The organism is Burkholderia sp. AU33803, assembly GCF_002223095.1.
In the GTDB taxonomy this organism is placed as follows: domain Bacteria; phylum Pseudomonadota; class Gammaproteobacteria; order Burkholderiales; family Burkholderiaceae; genus Burkholderia.
The window spans coordinates 670,788-691,563 of sequence record NZ_NKFJ01000004.1 but is presented as its reverse complement, the minus strand read 5'-3'; the positions used below and the strand labels follow the sequence as shown (position 1 = coordinate 691,563).

Sequence of the window (20,776 nt, the reverse complement as noted above, 5' to 3'; positions counted from 1 at the left end):
CCGCATCACTGCGGGTGCACGGCCTCCAGCCCGTCGAGCAGCGCCTTGTGGAACGCGTCCGGATCCTGGATCTGCGGCGCATGGCCGAGCGCCGGGAACTCGACGAGCTGCGCGCCGGGGATCGCCGCCTGCGTGCGCTTCGCGAGTTCCGGGTAGCGGCCGAGCTTCGCATGCACGTCGGGCGGCGAGACGTCCTTGCCGATCGCGGTCGTATCCTTGTCGCCGATCATCAGCAGCGTCGGCACGCGGATCGCGCCGAGTTCATAGACCACCGGTTGCGTGAGGATCATGTCGTAGATCAGCGCGGAGTTCCACGCGACCGCGTCGCGACCGGCGCCCCGGTACATCCCGGCCAGCATCTGCACCCAGCGCTCGTACGACGGCGACCACTTGCCCGCGTAGTACGTGCCCTGCTCGTAGCGGCGAATGCCGTCGGCCGTGGTCTTCAGCTCGCGCGCATACCAGTAGTCGACCGGCAGCGGCGGCACGCCGAGCGCCTTCCAGTCCTCGAGGCCGATCGGGTTCACGAGCACGAGCTGGTCGGTCGCCTTCGGATACATCAGCGCGTAGCGCATCGCGAGCATCCCGCCCGTCGAGTGGCCGACGATCGTCGCCGACCTCACCCCCATCGATTCGAGCAGCGCATGCGTATTGCGTGCGAGCTGCTGGAAGCTGTACTGGTAGCGATCGGGCTTCGACGACTTGCAGAAGCCGATCTGGTCCGGCGCGATCACGCGATAGCCGGCGCGGCTCAGCACGCCGATCGTGTCCTCCCAGGTCGCCGCGCAGAAGTTCTTCCCGTGCAGCAGCACGACGGTGCGGCCGTTCGGGTGGGCCGGCTGCACGTCGAGGTAAGCCATCTCGAGGGTTTCGCGCTGCGACACGAACGTGTAGAGATGCACGGGCGCCGGATAGGTGAACCCTTCCAGGCGCGGGCCATACACGGGCCCGTCGTTGCCGGCGGGCGATGCGGCGGCCGCGACGGCAGGCACGGCGCACGCGACGGCGACACCCGCGCCGAGCACGGCGGCGCGCACGGCAAACAACATCTTGCGAATCGAAAGCATGGCGATCACGGTGATTGGAGACGCACGCGGGCGGCCGGGCCGCCTCGCGCCCCGCGATTCTACGCGGTCGCGCTGACGACGGCGCGCAACACTCCGGGGCCGCGCGACTTCCGCGCGCGCGACGAACTCGGGTATCGTGTGACGTGACCCTGAAACGCGTGCAGGCGCTTCCCATGAAAAACGTCCTCAGCATTCAGTCGCACGTCATCTACGGCCATGCCGGCAACAGTGCGGCCGTGTTCCCGATGCAGCGCCTCGGCGTCAACGTCTGGCCGCTCAATACCGTCCAGTTGTCGAATCACATGCAGTACGGTCACTGGGCCGGCAGCGCGATCGATGCCGCGAAGATGGAGCAGCTCGTCGACGGCATCGCCGCGATCGGCGCACTCAAGCGCTGCGACGCCGTGCTGTCCGGCTTCCTCGGTTCACCGCCGCAGGCCCGTGCGGCCGTCGAGATCGTCCGCTCGGTGAAGGCGATGAATCCGAACGCGTGGTACTTCTGCGATCCGGCGATGGGCCAGACGGGCGGCATCCGGCCCGAGCCCGGCGTCGAGGAATTCATCGTCCAGGAGATGCCGGCGCTCGCGGACGGCATGTCGCCGAACCACACCGAACTGCAGAAGCTCGCCGGGCGGCGCATCGAAACCGTCGCCGAAGCCGTCGAAGCCTGCCGCTCGCTGATCCGTCGCGGCCCGCAGATCATCCTCGTCAAGCACCTGCACGACCGCAACAGCCCCGCCGATCGTTTCAACATGCTCGCGGTCACCGAAACCGAAGCGTGGATCGGCCAGCGCCCGCTGTACGCGTTTCCGCGCCATCCGGTCGGCGTCGGCGACCTGACCAGCGCGATCTTCGTCGCCTGCCGGCTGCGCGGCGACTCCGTGCGCGCGGCGTTCGAGCACACGCTCGCGGCCGTGCATGCGGTCGTGAAGGCGACTTACGATGCGCGCCGCTACGAGCTCGAACTCGTCGCCGCGCAGGACGAAATCGCGCGCCCGAGCGAATGGTTCGGCGCGTGGGTCACGGACGCCTGACACGCCCGCATCTCCCTCCGCTTCACCGGTGCGCATCCCGCGCCGCATCGCTTTCCCGCGTCATCCCTGCCGCACCGCGACCGCTCGCGACCTGCACCCCGACGCCGCCTCGATATCGCTTCGATGCGGATGCAAACGTTTTCGGACTTCACATGAATGACACCGATTCCCCGCTATGCTCGCGGCGGCACCACCCGGCGCAGCCGCATCCTGCGACCCGGGCGCGCCCTTCCAGCAGGTCCCGCCAATCGGCTCCCCCCTTTACCGCACGATAACGACCATGACCCGATCGAACCGTCGTGACTTCCTGCGCGTCGCTGCCGGCACTGCCGGCGCCGCCGCGCTGAACCTGTTCCCCCCCGTGATTCGCGATGCGCTTGCGATTCCCGCGAACCGCCGCACCGGCACCATCCGCGATATCGAACACATCGTGATCCTGATGCAGGAGAACCGCTCGTTCGACCACTACTTCGGCACGATGCGCGGTGTCCGCGGCTTCGGTGACCCGCGTCCGCTGCGCCTCGCGAACGGCAAGTCGGTGTTCCACCAGCCGGTCGGCCCGGCCGAGTTGCTGCCGTTCCACCCGGGCGCGGACAAGCTCGGCCTGCAGTTCCTGCAGGACCTGCCGCACGGCTGGCAGGACATGCATGCCGCGTGGAACAAGGGCCGCTACGACCAGTGGGTGCCGAACAAGGGCACCACGACGATGGCGTACCTGAAGCGCGACGACATCCCGTTCCACTACCAGCTCGCCGACGCGTTCACGATCTGCGACGCGTACCACTGCGCGATCCCGAGCTCGACCGACCCGAACCGCTACTACATGTGGACGGGTTACGTCGGCAACGACGGCACGGGCGGCGGCCCGGTGCTCGGCAACGAGGAAGCGGGCTACGGCTGGACGACCTATCCGGAAGTGCTGGAAAACGCCGGCGTGTCGTGGAAGATCTACCAGGACGTCGGCACCGGCCTGAACGCCGCCGGGTCGTGGGGCTGGACGCAGAACCCGTACATCGGCAACTACGGCGACAACTCGCTGCTCTACTTCAACCAGTACCGCAACGCGCTGCCCGGCACGCCGCTGTACGACAAGGCACGCATCGGCACCAACATCAGCGCGGGCGGCACGCTGTTCGACATCCTGCAGCAGGACGTGAAGAACGGCACGCTGCCGCAGGTGTCGTGGATCTGCGCGCCGGAAGCGTATTCCGAGCATCCGAACTGGCCGGCGAACTACGGCGCGTGGTACATCGAGCAGGTGCTGCAGGCGCTCGTGTCGAATCCGGAGGTATGGAGCAAGACCGCGCTCTTCATCACGTACGACGAGAACGACGGCTTCTTCGACCACGTGCCGCCGCCGTTCGCGCCGCAGTCGCGCGACAACGGGCTGTCGACGGTCGCGACCACCAACGAGGTGTTCCCCGGCAACGCATCGCACATGGCCGGCCCGTACGGGCTCGGGCCGCGCGTGCCGATGCTCGTCGTGTCGCCGTGGACGAAGGGCGGCTGGGTCTGCTCGCAGACCTACGATCACACGTCGCTGCTGCAATTCATCGAGGCACGTTTCGGCGCGCAATACCCGGTCAAGGCCGGCAACATCTCGCCGTGGCGCCGCGCGGTGTGCGGCGACCTGACCGCCGCGTTCGATTTCGCGACGGCCGACGCCGGCTGGCCGACGCTGCCGGACACGAGCGGCTATGCGCCGCCCGACCGCCTGCGCCACCCCGACTACATTCCCGTGCCGCCGGTGCTGCAGAAGCTGCCGAAGCAGGAGGCCGGGCTGCGTCCGGCACGCGCGCTGCCGTACGAGCTGTTCGTGCACGGCCGCGTCGAATCGGTGAACGGCCTGTTCCGGCTGACCTTCGCGAACACGGGCCGGGCAGGCGCCGCGTTCCAGGTGCAGTCGCGCAATCGCCTCGACGGCCCGTGGGCGTACACGGTCGAAGCCGGCAAGCGGATCGCCGACACGTGGAGCGCCGCGGCGTCGCTCGGCCTGTACGACCTCGACGTGTACGGCCCGAACGGCTTCTACTGCCATTTCCGCGGCCCGTTCGCGACCGGCGTCGGCAGCGCGAACGTGAACCCCGAGGTGATCTACGGCTACGACGTCGCGAACGGCAACATCACGCTGCGCCTGATGAACCGCGGCCACAAGGCCGTGCGGCTCAAGGTCACGAACGCGTACGGCCACGGCCGCGCGCGTACGTTCGACCTCGCGCCGGGCCAGCAGGTCGACGACTACTGGGATCTGCGCGGCAGCCACGGCTGGTACGACCTGACCGTCAGCGATGGCCGCCTGCTCGGCTTCCTGCGTCGCTTCGCGGGTCACGTCGAAACCGGCCGCCCGAGCACCAGCGATCCGCTGATCCGCACGCACGCATCGCACGACGATGCCGAAGCCGCATCGGACGCCCTGTCCGACTGACGGCGTCGCGTGCGCGGCGCGGCCCCGGCGGGCCGCGCCGCCTCCCTGTTTCCCCCTCCTCTCCGCCCGCTCCGTTCGCGACGGGAAACTCCCGATACCGGCTGCCGCCGCACGCGCGGAAGCTATGCGCAAATCCGCACCGAATGCGCGGCGAATTGCCAAGACCCGGGCATATCGGCGACCTATATATCGAGGCGATCGGGGCTCTTCTTCGCGGAGCCTGACGGGAGATTCTTCCGAGGATAACGCTGCCGACCTCCCCGCCCGATTCCGAGAAGCGGTCGAACCGCCCGCCCGTCGCACGCACCCGGCCCGCCCGGGCGCATGCGGTACTCACTCGCAGGTGTCGAACAAGAGGAACAACATGAAATTCCGTCATTCCCTGCTGTCGGTGTCGATTGCATCCGCGCTTGCCCTCCTCTCGCAACAGGCCGCCCAGGCCGCCGATACGACCGACGTGAAGGTCGGCTTCGCCGCGCCGCTCACCGGCGTGAACGCCGGTTACGGCAAGGACCTGCAGAACGGCGTGCAGCTCGCGCTCGACGATGCCGCCGCGCAGAAGGTGCAGATCGCCGGCAAGCCTGCCCACTTCAACCTCGTCGTGCAGGACGACCAGGCCGACCCGCGCATCGGCGTGCAGGCCGCGCAGGCGCTCGTCGACCAGAACGTGTCGGTCGTGGTCGGCCACTTCAACTCGGGGACGACGATTCCGGCGTCGGTCGTCTACGACAAGGCCGGCATCCCGGTGATCGATCCGGCCGCGACCAACCCGACGCTCACCGCGCGCGGGCTCGCGAACATGTTCATGGTGATCGCGACCGACGGCCAGAACGCCGGCAACGCGGGCAAGTATGCGGTCGACGTGACGAAGGCGAAGCGCATCGCGATCATCGACGACCGCACCGCGTTCGGCCAGGGCGAAGCCGACGAGTTCGAGAAGGCCGTGAAGGCCGCGGGCGGCAACCTCATCGGCCGCGAATTCACCAGCAACCAGGCGGTCGACTTCCGCGCGCAGATCACGAGCCTGAAGGCGAAGAACCCCGACCTGATCTTCTTCGGCGGCCTCGATTCGCTCGCCGCGAACTTCATCAAGCAGATGCGCCAGCTTGGGCTGAACGCGCAGTTCGTCGGCGGCGGCGGCGTGAAGGACAACGAGTTCATCAAGATCGCGGGCCCGGCCGCCGAAGGCGCGATGGCGTGGGAATACGGCCGGCCGCTCGACGAGCTGCCGCAAGGGAAGGATTTCGAGGCGCGCTTCAAGAAGCGCTTCGGCGTCGACGTGCTGTCGTACGCGCAGTTCGGCTACGACGCGGCGTGGGCGGCGATCAAGGCGATGCAGGCGGCCGGCTCGACCGACCCGAAGGTCTATCGCCCGGCGCTGAAGAAGATCGACTTCGAAGGTGTCACCGGCCGCATCTCGTTCGCGAGCGACGGCTCGCTGAAGAGCGGGATGTCGACGCTGTACCAGGTGAAGAGCGGCGCGTGGAAGACGATCACGACGAAGGGAGGCTGATCGGCGGTGCCGGCGGCCGGCGGCGGCCACGCCGCCCGGCGCCGGCGATCGATGAATGGAGATCGAGCTTGTATGACGACTGATGTTGAAGCGATTCGACCGGGCCGGCGGCGCCGTGGGCCGCGCCGCCCGGTGCGTCAGCCGGCCTCGGCCTCGGCCGCCTCGTGCGCGCGGCGCAGCCGCTCGCGGCTGTTGGTGAGGTGCGTGCGCATCGCGGCACGTGCCGCTTCCGGGTCGTGGCGTGCGATCGCCTCGTAGATATCCTCGTGCTCGTGGTTCAGCCGGCCGACGTAGCGCTCCAGATCGTCGCCGGCAAAGCGGGCCGAATTCACGCGCGTGCGCGGAATGATCGACGTGCCGAGCTGCGTCATGATGTCGACGAAATAGCGGTTGCCGGTGGACTGCGCGATCTGCAGGTGGAACTGGAAGTCGAGCTGCGCCGTGTCGCGGCCGCCGCCCGCCCCCGATGCGATCGCGTCGAGCGCGCGCCGCAGCGCGGCCAGGTCGGTATCGTTCGCGCGCTGCGCGGCCAGGCTCGCGCATTCGCTCTCGAGGCTGATGCGCAGTTCCAGCACCGCGAGCACGTCGCGCAGCGTCGTGATCGTCGCCGGGTCGATGCCGAGCGTCTGGCGGCGCGACGGCTCCAGCACGAAGCTGCCGATGCCGTGGCGCGTCTCGATGAGGCCGCTCGCCTGCATCCGCGAGATCGCCTCGCGCACGACCGTCCGGCTCACCCCCTGCGCCGCCATGACTTCGGTTTCGGTCGGCAGCTTGTCGCCGGGACGCAGCGTGCCGTTTTCGATCTGCGCGGTCAGCGCGTCGACGACATCTTGTGCGAGGCTGCGTGCGCGACGGCGCGGCGCTGCGGGAAGCGTAGGCACGGACATGAGGCCGGTTCCTTTTTGAATGATCGTAATGTGAGCCGAGGGTTTACGCGGGGTTTGAGCGAAAGCCGATGATTCATTATACTGCGTCACAAGTCATCCGACGACTGATGATCGAAACACGGATCTCCTGTCGACTCAAGCGAGCACGCCTGCAACGCCTGGTCCCATGCTTGACGATCAGCCAGCGTTCGCGTTCCGCGCTGCACTGGTCAGGTTGTCGCTCCCACCCCGTTTCGGGTTGCGTCGACCTGCGGGGCTTGCGCGCCGCGCATGTCGGTTGTCGAATGATCGCACCTCCCGTCGCGCGCGGCAAAGCTTTTGCCGCACGGCATTGCCCACCCTTTCGCCATCGCCGCCCATGAACGCCGTCACTGCCTCGCCCTCCCACGACACGCCGCGCATCGTCGACCTGCAAGCGATTCCGGTCGCCGGCCACGACAGCATGCTGCTCAACCTGAGCGGCGCACACGGCCCGTTCTTCACCCGCAACCTCGTGATCCTGAAGGACAGCGCGGGCCGCACCGGCGTCGGCGAAGTCCCGGGCGGCGAAAGCATCCGCCGCACGCTCGACGATGCGCGCGCGCTCGTCGTCGGCCAGCCGGTCGGCAATTACCACGCGGTGCTCAACGACGTGCGGCGCACCTTCGCCGATCGTGACGCGAGCGGCCGCGGGCTGCAGACCTTCGACCTGCGCACGACGATCCACGCGGTCACCGCGCTCGAAGCCGCGCTGCTCGACCTGCTCGGCCAGCATCTCGGCGTGCCGGTCGCCGCGCTGCTCGGCGAGGGCCAGCAGCGCGAGCGCGTCGAAATGCTCGGCTACCTGTTCTACATCGGCGACCGCACGAAGACCGCGCTCGCCTACCGCGACGGCAGCGGCGCGACCGACGACTGGACGCGCGTGCGCGACGAAGCCGCGCTGACGCCCGAGGCCGTCGTGCGGCTGGCCGAGGCCGCGCATGCGCGCTACGGTTTCAACGACTTCAAGCTGAAGGGCGGCGTATTCGAAGGCGCGAGCGAGATCGAGGCCGTGACGGCGCTCGCCGAGCGCTTCCCCGACGCGCGCGTGACGCTCGACCCGAACGGCGCGTGGTCGCTCGACGAGGCCGTGCGGCTGTGCCGCGACCAGCATCACGTGCTCGCGTACGCGGAAGATCCGTGCGGCGCGGAGAACGGCTACTCGGGCCGCGAGGTGATGGCCGAATTCCGCCGCGCGACCGGGCTGCCGACCGCCACCAACATGATTGCGACCGACTGGCGGCAAATGGGTCACGCGGTGCAGTTGCAGGCCGTCGACATCCCGCTCGCCGACCCGCACTTCTGGACGATGCAGGGTTCGGTGCGCGTCGCGCAGATGTGCCGCGACTGGGGCCTCACGTGGGGTTCGCATTCGAACAACCACTTCGACGTGTCGCTCGCGATGTTCACGCACGTCGCGGCCGCAGCACCAGGCCAGGTCACCGCGATCGACACGCACTGGATCTGGCAGGACGGCGAGCGGCTGACGCGCGAACCGCTAAAGATCGAGAACGGGCTGGTGGAAGTGCCGAAACGGCCGGGGCTCGGCATCGATATCGACATGGATGCCGTCGCGGTCGCGCACGAGCTGTACAAGGAGCACGGGCTCGGCGCCCGTGACGACGCGGCGGCGATGCAGTATCTGATTCCGGGCTGGTCCTTCAACAACAAGCGCCCCTGCCTCGTGCGCTGAGTGCGGGTGCGGCCGGGCGGCAGGGTCGCCCGGTCGAGCCTGGGCCAGGCCTAGCCGGCCGCACCTACCCGGCCAGGCCTAGCCGGCCGCCCCAATCCCCCGCGCCATGCCCGACGCGGCGAACACGATGACGATCACCAGCACCGCCTGCCAATGGCCGATCCGCACATAGGTGCGCGCACGGCCGAGATCGGGCATCCGCTGCTGACGCGCTGCGATGCGCCACCGGATCAGCCCGAGCATCGGCACGACCTCGAGCAGCAGGATCACCACGAGCGCGGTCATCTTCAGGTGAAAGAGCGGTTCGTGCAGGTAGTACGCGGCGCCTTTCTCGAACCCGCCGAACGCGCGCATCAGGCCCGTCGCGATCAGCACGAGTGCCGATAGCCCCCACGCGGCATCCGCCTTGAATACGCCGGGCAAGTCGGGCGCCTGCGCCGACGCGATGAGCCGGCGCAACGCGCGGTTACGCCCCGCGATCGCGGCAAACGCGACGCCGAACGCACTCAGGTGAATGGCAGCCAGCAACCAGTGGACGATCATCACGCCTCCTTGTCGCCCGCATGCCGTGCGCGGGACTTGTCAGACGATCTGCTTGAGCGCGGCGTCGAGCGCGAGCACCGCGACGCGATCGCCTTCGGTCGCAAGCGGCGCACGCATGACGATCTGCCGGTTGTGGCCGACGGCCGCCGGCGAATCCCACAGCAGTTCGACCTTCGGCCGATTGAAGAGGCTGCCGCGGCGCGGCGGCACGACGGCCGGCTGCGCGTCCGCTGCACCCTCGGCTGCGGCGGGCGCCGCGCGGCCGGGCCAGCGCACCGACAGTTCGCGCGCATCGTACTGGCCGACCTTGCGGCTTTCCATCCACACGATCGCAGTGCGCGTCAGCACGTCGAGCGAAATCGCATAACGGCCGACCGCGAAGCGGCGGGCGGCCACGTTGGTCCGCCACAGCGGCCGCGGGCGGCAGATCCAGACGATCGCCGCATAAAGCGCCGGTGCGGCGACGAGCCAGCCGTTGGTCGCCGTCACCGCATGCAGCGCGAGGCGCCAGCCGTCCACCCAGACGAACATGCCGATCGACCAGACCGCGAACAGGAAACCGATCAGCGCGAAGACGCGTAGCGCCTGGCGCAGCCACTGCGGCAGCGGATGAAACGGCCGTTCGGCGCGCGCGACGGCGCCCGGCAGCGCGAGCAGCAGGAAGATCAGCAGCAGGTAGATGAACGCCCAGGGCGACGACACCATCGCCGACAGCGACGAGCGATAGCCCATCTGGGACATCGAGAACAGCCAGCGCGCGAGCAGCACGAGACCGATCGCACGCAACGCGAAGATCACACCGGCGCCGGGGGCCGGCGCTGCGCGCGTGGATTTCGTTCTCGCCAAGACTGCTCTCCTCTGGATATTCGTGCGGGGCCGGATTTCACGGCACGGCCATTATAGGGACATTACCGTCTGGACAGACGGACGGATGCCCTGCCGGGCCGCTTCGGGGGCCGTTCGCGGCGTCGGGCGCGGCGAGAATACAACAGATCCGCGCCGTGGATGTGACAACGCCCCGCCGGGAACCCGGACGGGGCGTCGATGGCAAGCCGCGCGCCGCAGCGCGGCGGCGGCCCGCAATCAGCTTGCGTTGACTTCGCGGAGCACCGTGCGGCGCTTCTGGCGCAGCAGCTCCTCGTAGCCCCTCACGTAGTTCTGCGCCATCACCTTCGACGAGAAGCGGGCTTCGAACGCGGCGCGGACCTTCTCGCGCGGCAGCGTATCGAGGCGCTTGAGCGCGGCAACGGCCGACAGCTCGTCTTCGACGACGAAGCCCGACACGCCGTTGTCGATCACTTCCGGCACCGAGCCGCGCTTGAACGCGATCACCGGCGTGCCGCAAGCCATCGCCTCGATCATCACCAGGCCGAAGGGCTCCGGCCAGTCGATCGGGAACAGCAGCGCGTGCGCGTTGCCGAGGAATTCGGTCTTTTCGGATTCGCTGATTTCACCGATGTACTCGACGTGCGGCAGCGCGAACAGCGGCTTGATCTTCTCTTCGTAGTACGCGCGGTCAGCCTTGTCGAGCTTCGCGGCGATCTTGATCGGCAGGCCGGCCTGCTCGGCGATGCGGATCGCCGTGTCGACGCGCTTCTCCGGCGAGATGCGGCCCAGGAACGCGAGGTAGCTCGGCTTGACGTTCGGGATCGGCGTCAGCAGGTTTTCCGGCAGGCCGTGGTAGACGGTCGACAGCCAGTTCGCCTGCGGCAGCGGGATGCGCTGGTTGTCGGAGATCGACACGACCGGCACGTCGCTGAATGCGTTGAAGATCGGCTGCAGTTCCGGCAGGTCGAGACGGCCGTGCATCGTCGTCAGATGCGGGACCGGCTGGCGCGAGAACAGCGAGAACGGGTAGTAGTCGATGTGGCAGTGCAGGACATCGAACTCTTCCGCGCGGCGGCGCACCTGCTCGAGGAGCAGCATGTGCGGGGCCATCACGTCGCGGATCGTCGGGTCGAGGCGCAGCGCCTGCGGCCAGCAGGCTTCGAGCTTCGCGGAGGTTTGCGAATCGCCGCTCGCGAAGAGCGTGACGTCATGCCCCATCTCGACGAGTGCTTCGGTGAGGTAGGACACCACTCGCTCGGTACCACCGTACAGTTTCGGGGGCACCGCTTCGTGCAACGGAGCGATTTGGGCGATTCGCATGCGTAACTCCTAAAAAATCGGCTAAAAACCAGGTATGGGTCGGCAACCTGCCGGCGGTCCGGGCTGGATGCGTGTCGTCCGAAGATCGGACGAATCAGCCTGCCGGGGGCGTCAAACCCGCGCTGCTCAAGGAGCGTCGGCGACGCGACAGGCATAGAACGTTTGAAACGAAGACCCGTTGACAGGGGTTCGTAAAAACCTGGAATCGAACCCGGAGCCGATTATCTAGGGTTAATCCCGATACGGCGCACAACATTTCAAACACTTTACTTTGTTACAAAGGTGCAACACTTTGCAACCCGCGGACTCGGGTGTCCGTTCTAGAGTGGAAGGCCCTTTTGGCATTCCTTGACCCCGTGACCGCCGGCAGCGTGATTCCGGCACATGAGGCAGGACGGGATGCCGGATTTTATCTCAAAATCGACCGCGAGCCCCTGGCCAAGGCAAGATTCGCGCAGCGCGACACGCGGGCTTGTTTACAATGCCGGATTATTCAGTCCGGGCGAACGCCGGCCTGCGATCCAGCCGCCACGCTCACTCACCGAATCACCGCACGCATATTTTGGAATCTCTCACCCCTGCCCAGCGCAACGCCCACAACGCGAAGCTGTCGAGCTACGCGCATCGACCGATCGCGTTCCTGTTCCGCTACATCCGCCTGCATCCCGTCGCCCACCTGATCGTGCTCTTCAGCGTGCTGGCCGCCGTCGGCTGCGCGCTCGGCTCGCAATACGCGATCAAGCACCTGATCGACGTGCTGGCGACCGGGCGGCATCACCCCGGCCCGCTGTGGAGCGCGTTCGCGCTGCTCGTCGGGCTGATTGCGGCCGACAACCTGCTGTGGCGCGTCGGCGGCTGGTTCGCCGCGCACACGTTCGTCGCGGTCACAGGCGACCTGCGGCGCGACCTGTTCCAGTACCTGATCGGCCATTCGCCCACCTACTACGCCGAAAAGCAGCCCGGCACGCTGGCGAGTCGCATCACGGCCACGTCGAACGCCGTCTACACGTCGGAGAACACGATGGCGTGGAACGTGCTGCCGCCGTGCATCGCGGTGATGGGCGCGATCCTGATGATCATCGTCGTCAATCCGATGATGGCCGCCGGCCTGCTCGGCTGTTCGGCCGTGCTGTCCGTCATCCTGTTCAAGCTCGCCGGGCGCGGCTCGGCCCGCCACCACGCGTTCGCGGCGAAGGCTGCGGCGGTCGATGGCGAGCTCGTCGACGTGATCGGCAACATGGGCCTCGTGCGCGCGTTCGGGATGACGCTGCGCGAACAGAAGCGCTTCGGCGCAACGGTCAAGGCCGAGATGGATGCGCGCCAGCAGAGCCTGCTCTATCTCGAGAAGCTGCGCCTGCTGCACGCGGTGATCACCGCGATGCTGTCCGCCGGCCTGCTCGGCTGGGCGCTGTGGCTGTGGGACCAGGGCCGCGCGACGTCGGGCGACATCGTGCTCGTCAGCTCGCTCGGCTTCACGATCCTGCACGGCACGCGCGATCTCGCGGTCGCGCTCGTCGACGTCACGCAGCACATCGCGCGCCTGTCCGAAGCCGTCAAGACACTGCTCGAGCCGCACGGGATGCCTGACCGCTCCGACGCGCAGCCGCTGTCGGCCAAGGGCGGCCGCGTCGATTTCGAGCGCGTGACGTTCGCGTATCCGCACCGCCGCGCGATCCTCGATCACTTCGATCTTCATATCGAGCCGGGCCAGCGCGTCGGCCTGATCGGCAAGTCGGGCGCCGGCAAGTCGACCGTGCTCGCGCTGCTGCAGCGCTTCTACGACACGCAGGACGGCGCCGTGCAGGTCGACGGCCAGGACGTGAAGACGATCACGCAGGACAGCCTGCGCCAGGCGATCGCGCTCGTGCCGCAGGACATCTCGCTGCTGCACCGGACGATCTACGACAACATCGCGTACGGCCGCCCCGACGCGACCCGCGACGAAGTGCTCGCGGCCGCGCGCGACGCGCGCTGCGCGGAATTCATCGAAGCGATGCCGGAAGGCTATGACACGATCGTCGGCGACCGCGGCGTCAAGCTGTCGGGCGGCCAGCGCCAGCGCATCGCGATCGCGCGCGCGATCCTGAAGGATGCGCCGATCCTGCTGCTCGACGAAGCGACGTCCGCGCTCGACAGCGCATCCGAGGAAGCGATCCAGAGCGCGCTCGACCGCCTGATGGTCGGCCGCACGGTGATCGCGATCGCTCACCGCCTGTCGACGCTGCGCAACTTCGACCGGATCATCGTGATGAACAACGGCAAGGTGATCGACGACGGTCCGCCCGACGTGCTGCGCAACCGCCCGGGCCTGTACCGCGACCTGCTCGCGAAACAGCACGGCCGCCATCACCCCGCGCCGGACGGCAGCACGCCGACCGGCGAACGCGTGGCCTGACACCTCGGCTGCAGCCGACAAAAAAGCCGCAGTGCTTCACGCACTGCGGCTTTTTTATTGCTCGATGACCCGCCGTTTACGCGTGCTGCAGATCGCGCAGGAAGTTGTCGCGCCACACCGACACGTTGTTCTCGCGAAGCTGCGCGATCATGTCCGTATAACGCGCGCGCCGCTCGGCGAGCGGCATCGTCAGCGCCTGCGACAGCGCATCGGCCATCCCGTCGATATCGATCGGATTGACGATCAGCGCCCCCGTCAGCTCGCGTGCGGCGCCGGCGAAGCGCGACAGCACGAGCACGCCCGGGTCCTCCGGGTTCTGCGCGGATACGTATTCCTTCGCGACGAGGTTCATCCCGTCGCGCAGCGGCGTCACGTAGCCGACCCGTGCGAGCCGGTACAGCGCGGCGAGCAGCTGGCGGTCGTACTGGCGATGGATATAGAGGATCGGCGCCCAGTCGAGCTCGGCGAAGCGTCCGTTGATGCGCCCCGACTCCCCTTCGAGCTGCAGGCGGATGTCCTGGTACGCGCGCAGTTCCGCGCGCGTCGACGGCGCGATCTGCAGGAACGACACGCGATTGCGATGCGACGGCTCGTGCTCGAGCAGCTTCTCGAACGCCCGAAAGCGCTCGACGAGCCCCTTCGAGTAATCGAGCCGGTCGACGCTCATGATCAGCTTGCGGCCGCGCAGCGAGGTCGCGAGCGTGCGCACCGCCTTGCCGTGCTCGCCGGCCTGCGCGAGCGACGCGATCTCGTCCGGATGCACGCCGATCGGATACGCGGCCGCGCGCAACGTCCGGCCGAATGCGCGCACCGTCGCCAGGTGGCCGTTGCGCTCGATCGCGCCGTCCGCTTCCGACTCGACGTAGTCGCAGAACGCGCGCAGGTCGGGCTCGGTCTGGAAGCCGAGCAGGTCGAACGCGCACAGCGACTCGACGAGGTCGCGATGCGGCGGCACGCTGACGAGCACCTGCGCAGCCGGAAACGGGATGTGCAGGAAGAAGCCGATGCGGTTCTTCACGCCGGCCGCGCGCAGCGCGCGCGCGAACGGGATCAGGTGATAGTCGTGCACCCAGATCACGTCGTCGTCCTGCAGCAGCGGCACGAGCTGCTGGGCGAGCCACACGTTCACGCGGCCATAGCCTTCGAACTCGTGACGGTCGTACTGGATCAGGTCGGTGCGGTAGTGAAACGCGGGCCACAGCGTCGCGTTCGAGAAGCCGCGGTAATACTGGTCGTAGTCGCGCCGCGACAGGCCGATGGTCGCGAACGTGACCGGCCCGTGCTCCTCGACGCGGATCTGCGGCGCGCCGGACGCGACGACCTCGCCGCTCCAGCCGAACCACATGCCGCCCGTCTCCTTCAGCGCATCGTAGACGCCGATCGCAAGACCACCCGCCGCCGGTTCGCCTTCCGAAATCGGCGCGACGCGGTTTGAAACGATGATGAGGCGACTCATGCGTCCGGCTGCTCCGCACCGAGCCAGCGCGCGATCTGCTCATGCAGCGCGTCGACCGAATCGAGCCGCGTGCGGGCGGACGTCTCGCCCGCGCCGATCTTGATCGACAGCCCCCCGCGCGCGTTGACCACCGCGAAGCCCTTCTCGTCGGTCAGGTCGTCGCCCGCGAACACCGGCACACGGCCGGCAAACGGCGGCTCGTCGAGGAACGCAGCGAGCGCGCGCCCCTTGTCGACGCCTTTCGGCTTGATCTCGAACACCATCTTGCCCGGCTGGAGCACATACGCATCGGCATAGTCGGCGACGAGGCGCTCGGTGGCCGCGCGCGCCGTCGCCTCGCGCTCGGGCGCGTTGCGGTAGTGCAGCGCGACGGCCGCGCCCTTGATTTCGAGCAGCATGCCCGGATGACGGTCGACGACGGCCGCCAGCTCGCGCTCGATGCGCAGCAGGCGCTCGTCGTTGAAGCCGATGCGCTGCGTGTCGCCGTTCGCATCGCGGCGCTCCGCGCCGTGCAGGCCGGCGATCGGCATGCCGGGCATCTTCAGGAACGTGTCGATGTTGTCGATGCCGCGCCCGGACACGATCGCGACCGCGCCGTGCGAGCGGCGCTGCAGTTCGTCGAGCAGCGTCAGCAGCGACGGCGGAACATGAATGCTGTCGGGCGTCGGCGCCAGTTCGACGAGCGTGCCGTCGAAGTCGAAGAAGAACGCGGTGTCGGTCAGGGACAGGGAAGCCGGAACGGATTGCATCGATTCGATAGTGTGAGGGCCGGCCGGCAAACGCCGGGCGGCCGCTGCGCGAATGGAATTGTGCGCATCTTACCGCGCCTGCGCATCGAGATGGGCGAAACCGGCGCGGCGCCGGCATTGCGCTGCCGCCTGCGTCAACTGCGACATATTGCCCCGCTCGCCCGCGGCGTACGGGTTTCGAAAGGACGCGGGCGCGCGAATTGCGCTACAGTCGCAACCGCCTGCCGCGCGACGCATGGCGCCGCGCCGGCCGGCCACCATTCCGTCCGATCGAGCCCCAGGATGTCGTCTGCCTGCACCACGCCGCACCGGCGCTTCTCCCGCCTCATCCGCACGGCCGCGGCCCTCGCCGCCGCCGTGGCGCTCGCCGCGTGCACGCACGACGAGCCGCGCTGGAACCTGACCAACGTTACCGGCCACCTGCCCGACCTGTCGTTCACGCTGACGGGCGGCGACGGCCACCCCGTCGACGCCGATGCGTTCCATGGTCAGGTCGCGCTCGTCTACTTCGGCTACACGCACTGCCCCGATGTCTGCCCCGAAACGATGGCGCGGCTGATGGAAGTGCTGGCGAAGCTCGGCCCGCAGGCCAACAACGTGCGCATCCTGTTCGTCTCGGTCGACCCTGCTCGCGACACGCCGCAGGCAATGCAATCGTATGTCGCCGCATTCGACGCCGCGCATGCGCGCGGCCTGACCGGCACCGACCGCCAGATCGAATCGCTCGCGAAGCGCTATCGCGTCGCCTACCAGATGGAAAAGCGCGATCCGTCCGGCGGCTACGAAGTCACGCACAGCTCGGCCGTCTACATCTTCGACGCAAGCGGCCGCGCCCGCCTGCTTGCGACCGACCGCGACTCGCCCGACGCCATCGCCGCCGATCTGCGCCGGATCATCGACACCGCCTCCACTACCTGAATGCATCCCGACATGAAAACGACAACGACCCTCAAGACGCTCGCCCTCCTCGCCGCGCTGTGCGCAGGCGCCCATGCGTATGCCGCTGGCGCGATCACCGCGCAGAACGCCTGGGTGCGCTGGCTGCCGAACAAGCTGCCGGCCGGCGGCTACGTGACGCTCGTGAACACGAGCGACAAGCCGGTCGATCTCGTCGACGTCGACAGCCCCGACTACGGGATGGCGATGCTGCACCAGACCGTCTCGAACGGCTCGACGCAGAAAATGGAAATGGTCGACAAGCTGACGATCCCCGCGCGCGGCAAGGTCGACATCGCGCCGGGCGGCTACCACTTCATGCTCGAAGAGCCGAAGCACGCGATCAAGCCGGGCGACACCGTGCACCTGCGCCTGAAGTTCTCCGACGGCGAAACGGTCGATGCGCCGTTCGCCGTGAAATCGCCGGCCCAGGCGAAGTGATGCGCGCGCGATGAACCTCCTGTACTGGCTCGATCCGTGGGAACCGTCGCCCACCGTGGTGATCGCGGTGCTGACCGCCGCCGTGCTGTTCGCACGCGGCGTGAAGAAGGCGAAGGTGTCGCCGCTGCGGCAGTTCTCGTTCTGGTTCGGGCTGACGGCGCTCTACATCGCGCTGCATACGCGGCTCGACTATTTCTTCGAGCACGAATTCTTCCTGCACCGCGCGCAGCATCTGGTGCTGCACCACCTCGGGCCGTTCTTCATCGCGCTGTCGTATCCGGGCGCCGCGATGCGCGCGGGCATTCCGTTCCGCTGGCGGCAGCGTGTCGTGCGCCCCGCGCTCGCGTGGGCGCCCGTGCGCGCGACACTCGACGTGGTGTTCCATCCCGTCGTCGCGGTCGTGCTGTTCGTCGGGCTGATCTATTTCTGGCTGCTGTCGCCGATTCACTTCATCGCGATGCTCGACTGGCGTCTCTATCGCGTGATGAACTGGAGCATGGTGATCGATGGGCTGCTGTTCTGGTGGCTCGTCGTCGATCCGCGTCCCGCGCCGCCCGCGCGGTTGTCGCCGGGCCGCCGGATCCTGATCGTCGTCGCGGCGATTCCGCCGCAGATCGCGCTCGGCGCGCTGATCTTCTTCACGCCGCACGAGCTGTATCCGATCTATTCGATCTGCGGCCGCGCGTTCACATGGCTGAGCCCGCTGCGTGACCAGCAGATCGGCGGCCTGCTGCTGTGGATTCCCGGCTCGATGATGAGCGTGATCGGCGCGCTGATCGCGCTGCGCCACTGGCTGCGGCTGTCCGCGCGCGGCCGCCTGATCGATGAACGGGCCGCGGCACAGCGCGCAGCCCGGCCGCCGGTCGCGCACGCCGCGCACTGACTGCCGCGCGGCGCGGCGCGGCGCATCGCATTACGCGCGTGCGCTGCTCATCCACACGTGCGGGATGCCGTCCTCGTCGTGCACGTCCGAACTCGGCGCGAAGCCGAATGCCCCGTAAAAACGCTGCAAGTGGGCCTGCGCATGCAGGCTTACCGGCGTATCCGGCCACTGCGCACGGATATGCTCGAGCGCGCGCGACAGCAGCCCGTTGCCGAGGCCCGCGCCGCGAAACGCGGCGGTCGTCAGCACGCGGCCGATGCGGACGTCGGTGTGCTGCGCATCGGGCAGCAGCACGCGCAGATAGCCGGCCAGGCGGCCGGCCGGATCGAAGGCGGCCAGGTGCCATGCGGCCTGATCCGCATCGTCGATGTCGCGATACACGCAGTTCTGCTCGACGACGAATACCGCGCTGCGCGCTTCGAGGATCGAATAGACTTCGCGCGCCGTCAGCGCGTCGAAGGATTTCCAGCGCCAGTCGAGATCGGCGGCGCTCGGGGATGCAGCGGATGCGTTCATGGTCGGTCCTGATTCGGGCGCGCCGGCCGGCGCGCGGCAATCGACGATTATGCCTCGAAGCGCACGCGCCGCGCGACCGACTGCCCGCGCACAAAAAAGGCCCCGCATTGCGCGGGGCCTGTCCGTCATGCCGGCATCTGGCCGAAGCGGCCGCTGTTGAAGTCCTCGATCGCGGTACGAATCTCCGCTTGCGAGTTCATCACGAACGGCCCGTAACCGACGACGGGTTCGTCGATCGGTTCGCCGCTCAGGATCAGCAGCTTCGCGTCGCCGTTCGCTTCGATCTCGACATCGCTGCCGTCGCGGCCGAGTTGCACGAACTGCGCTTCGCGGGCGACCGTCTCGCCGTTCACCTGCACGGTGCCGCTCAGCACGACCACCGCGAGCGTACGCCCGTCGGCGACCGGGAACCGCGCATGGCCGCCGGCCACGAGCCGCACGTCCCACACGTCGATCGGCGTATGCGTGCGGGCCGGCCCACGCCGCCCGTCGAACTCACCCGCGATGATCCGCGCACGCCCCGCGCCGTCCGGCAGCTCGACCACGGGGATGTCGGCGTTCAGCAGCGTCTGGTAGCCGGGCGCGCCCATCTTGTCCGCGGCGGGCAGGTTCACCCACAGCTGCACCATCTCGAGCGGGCCGCCCCGCTGCGTGAACCCTTCCGAGTGGAATTCCTCGTGCAGGATCCCGCTCGCGGCCGTCATCCACTGCACGTCGCCCGGGCCGATCACGCCGCCCGCGCCGGTCGAGTCGCGGTGCGCGACCTCGCCGTCATAGACGATCGTCACCGTCTCGAACCCACGGTGCGGATGCTGGCCGACACCGCGCGGTGCCGAGGCCGAGCCCGGCTCGAACGTGGTCGGGCCGGCGTAATCGAGCAGCAGGAACGGGCTCAGGTGCGCACCGTGGGACTGGTAGCTGAACATCGAACGCACCGGGAAACCGTCGCCGACCCAATGGCCGCGCGGCGCACTGTACACACCCTGGATCTTCTTCATTGCCTTCTCCGAATTGCGGCGAAACGCGTGTTTCGCATCCTGGGTAGAAATATAGTGATGGAACGATCGATCCGGTAGACTGCCAAAATCGCACGCAGCGTTCCATTTCATGAACGATAAAGCGCGGGATCTGAACGATCTCTATTACTTTGTACAGGTCGTCGAACACGGCGGCTTCGCACCGGCCGGGCGGGCGCTGGACATGCCGAAATCGAAGCTGAGCCGCCGCATCGCGCTGCTCGAGGCGCGGCTCGGGATGCGGCTGATCCAGCGCTCGACACGCCGCTTCACGGTCACCGACGTCGGCCAGACCTATTACGCGCATTGCCGCGCGATGCTCGTCGAGGCCGACGCCGCCGACGAGGCGATCGCGCTGCTGCACGAGGAACCACGCGGCATCGTGCGCGTCAGTTGCCCGATCGTGCTGCTCGATTCACTGGTCGGCACGATGATCGCCGCGTTCATGGTCGCATGCCCGCGCGTCGAGATTCATCTGGAAGCGACCAACCGGCGCGTCGACGTGGTCGGCGAAGGGATCGACGTCGCGATCCGTGTACGCCCGCCGCCGCTCGAAGACAGCGATCTCGCGCTGCGCGTGCTGGCCGAGCGCGGCCAGTGCCTCGTCGCAAGCCCGGCGCTGCTGCGCGAGCACGGCGCACCGGCCGTTCCCGCCGATCTCGCGCGCCTGCCGAGCCTCGATCACGGCGCCCCGCAGTCCGCGCACGTGTGGCGGCTGCGCGGGCCCGACGGCGCTCACGCGGAAATTCATCACCAGCCGCGCTTCGTGACGGGCGGCATGCTCGCGCTGCGCGCGGCGGCCGTCGCGGGCGTCGGCATCGTGCAGTTGCCGACGATGATGGTGCGCGACGAGGTCGCGCGCGGCGAGCTGGTGACCGTGCTGCCCGACTGGGCGCCGCGCCGCGAAATCGTGCACGCGGTGTTCGCGTCGCGCCGGGGGTTGCTGCCCGCGGTGCGTGCCCTGCTGGATTTTCTCGCGGAGCGGTTTGCCGAACTCGAGCCCGATTGAGCGCGCCGCTTCATGCGCGACCGGGCGCTGCAAACCCTGCGCGCGTG

18 protein-coding genes are annotated in these 20,776 nt (G+C 68.2%); 9 read left to right on the top strand and 9 right to left on the bottom strand.

Going from position 1 to position 20,776, the window contains the following annotated elements:
• Positions 1 to 5 precede the first annotated feature (5 nt).
• Positions 6 to 1,067, bottom strand: coding sequence for an alpha/beta fold hydrolase (locus CFB41_RS05745; protein ID WP_089455863.1), 1,062 nt, complete (start codon positions 1,065 to 1,067; stop codon positions 6 to 8).
• Between the two features lie 173 nt (positions 1,068 to 1,240).
• Between CFB41_RS05745 and pdxY the strand changes: the two genes are divergently transcribed.
• From pdxY to CFB41_RS05730, 3 genes are all read left to right on the top strand, one after another.
• Positions 1,241 to 2,101, top strand: a complete 861-nt coding sequence (pdxY, locus tag CFB41_RS05740; protein WP_039348286.1) for a pyridoxal kinase PdxY — start codon at positions 1,241 to 1,243, stop codon at positions 2,099 to 2,101.
• 280 nt (positions 2,102 to 2,381) lie between these two features.
• Positions 2,382 to 4,526 carry a phosphocholine-specific phospholipase C gene (locus tag CFB41_RS05735; RefSeq protein ID WP_089455862.1) on the top strand — a complete coding sequence of 715 codons (2,145 nt, stop codon included), beginning with the start codon at positions 2,382 to 2,384 and terminating at the stop codon, positions 4,524 to 4,526.
• Positions 4,527 to 4,890: 364 nt separating this feature from the next.
• Entirely contained in the window at positions 4,891 to 6,039 is a 1,149-nt protein-coding gene (locus tag CFB41_RS05730) for a branched-chain amino acid ABC transporter substrate-binding protein (protein ID WP_089439573.1), read from the top strand.
• Positions 6,040 to 6,176: 137 nt separating this feature from the next.
• Here CFB41_RS05730 and CFB41_RS05725 read toward each other — a convergent pair whose 3' ends face one another.
• The gene (locus CFB41_RS05725; RefSeq protein ID WP_069247513.1) at positions 6,177 to 6,926 is read right to left on the bottom strand and encodes a FadR/GntR family transcriptional regulator; all 750 of its coding nucleotides are present in this window, start codon (positions 6,924 to 6,926) and stop codon (positions 6,177 to 6,179) included.
• Between the two features lie 358 nt (positions 6,927 to 7,284).
• Here CFB41_RS05725 and gudD point away from each other — a divergent pair, with 358 nt between their 5' ends.
• Entirely contained in the window at positions 7,285 to 8,637 is a 1,353-nt protein-coding gene (gene gudD / locus CFB41_RS05715) for a glucarate dehydratase (protein ID WP_089455860.1), read from the top strand.
• 78 nt (positions 8,638 to 8,715) lie between these two features.
• On the opposite strand, the gene CFB41_RS05710 is transcribed toward gudD, so the two are convergent.
• The 3 genes from CFB41_RS05710 to CFB41_RS05700 all read right to left on the bottom strand — a co-directional run bounded on the left by CFB41_RS05710 (position 8,716) and on the right by CFB41_RS05700 (position 11,328).
• A complete protein-coding gene (locus CFB41_RS05710; RefSeq protein WP_089455859.1) occupies positions 8,716 to 9,180 on the bottom strand; it encodes a DUF2214 family protein in 465 nt (154 codons plus the stop codon).
• A gap of 39 nt (positions 9,181 to 9,219) precedes the next feature.
• Positions 9,220 to 10,026: a hypothetical protein gene (locus tag CFB41_RS05705; protein WP_089455858.1), complete on the bottom strand. Its 807-nt coding sequence runs from the start codon at positions 10,024 to 10,026 to the stop codon at positions 9,220 to 9,222.
• Positions 10,027 to 10,263: 237 nt separating this feature from the next.
• Positions 10,264 to 11,328: a glycosyltransferase family 4 protein gene (locus CFB41_RS05700; protein ID WP_089455857.1), complete on the bottom strand. Its 1,065-nt coding sequence runs from the start codon at positions 11,326 to 11,328 to the stop codon at positions 10,264 to 10,266.
• Positions 11,329 to 11,890: 562 nt separating this feature from the next.
• On the opposite strand from CFB41_RS05700, the gene CFB41_RS05695 reads away from it, so the two are divergent.
• Entirely contained in the window at positions 11,891 to 13,723 is a 1,833-nt protein-coding gene (locus CFB41_RS05695; protein ID WP_089439569.1) for an ABC transporter ATP-binding protein, read from the top strand.
• Positions 13,724 to 13,799: 76 nt separating this feature from the next.
• Here CFB41_RS05695 and otsA read toward each other — a convergent pair whose 3' ends face one another.
• Positions 13,800 to 15,179, bottom strand: coding sequence for an alpha,alpha-trehalose-phosphate synthase (UDP-forming) (gene otsA / locus CFB41_RS05690; RefSeq protein ID WP_089439568.1), 1,380 nt, complete (start codon positions 15,177 to 15,179; stop codon positions 13,800 to 13,802).
• On the bottom strand, positions 15,176 to 15,928 hold the full coding sequence (gene otsB, locus CFB41_RS05685) for a trehalose-phosphatase (protein ID WP_089455856.1): 753 nt from the start codon (positions 15,926 to 15,928) through the stop codon (positions 15,176 to 15,178). The genes otsA and otsB overlap by 4 nt, the downstream gene beginning before the upstream one ends.
• A gap of 282 nt (positions 15,929 to 16,210) precedes the next feature.
• Here otsB and CFB41_RS05680 point away from each other — a divergent pair, with 282 nt between their 5' ends.
• From CFB41_RS05680 to CFB41_RS05670, 3 genes are read left to right on the top strand one after another with little or no spacing between them, the layout of a single operon-like run.
• Positions 16,211 to 16,846, top strand: a complete 636-nt coding sequence (locus CFB41_RS05680; protein ID WP_089424868.1) for an SCO family protein — start codon at positions 16,211 to 16,213, stop codon at positions 16,844 to 16,846.
• Between the two features lie 12 nt (positions 16,847 to 16,858).
• Complete coding sequence (locus tag CFB41_RS05675; protein ID WP_089456563.1) at positions 16,859 to 17,305, top strand: copper chaperone PCu(A)C; 447 nt, start codon at positions 16,859 to 16,861, stop codon at positions 17,303 to 17,305.
• 10 nt (positions 17,306 to 17,315) lie between these two features.
• On the top strand, positions 17,316 to 18,188 hold the full coding sequence (locus CFB41_RS05670) for a cytochrome c oxidase assembly protein (protein WP_089455855.1): 873 nt from the start codon (positions 17,316 to 17,318) through the stop codon (positions 18,186 to 18,188).
• 30 nt (positions 18,189 to 18,218) lie between these two features.
• Here the strand turns inward: CFB41_RS05670 and CFB41_RS05665 are convergent, their stop codons facing one another.
• Positions 18,219 to 18,704 (bottom strand): GNAT family N-acetyltransferase, encoded by a 486-nt coding sequence (locus tag CFB41_RS05665; protein ID WP_089455854.1) that lies wholly within the window; start codon positions 18,702 to 18,704, stop codon positions 18,219 to 18,221.
• A gap of 125 nt (positions 18,705 to 18,829) precedes the next feature.
• A complete protein-coding gene (locus CFB41_RS05660) occupies positions 18,830 to 19,702 on the bottom strand; it encodes a pirin family protein (RefSeq protein WP_089455853.1) in 873 nt (290 codons plus the stop codon).
• Positions 19,703 to 19,811: 109 nt separating this feature from the next.
• Between CFB41_RS05660 and CFB41_RS05655 the strand changes: the two genes are divergently transcribed.
• Complete coding sequence (locus tag CFB41_RS05655) at positions 19,812 to 20,729, top strand: LysR family transcriptional regulator (RefSeq protein ID WP_069247501.1); 918 nt, start codon at positions 19,812 to 19,814, stop codon at positions 20,727 to 20,729.
• Positions 20,730 to 20,776: the final 47 nt, after the last annotated feature.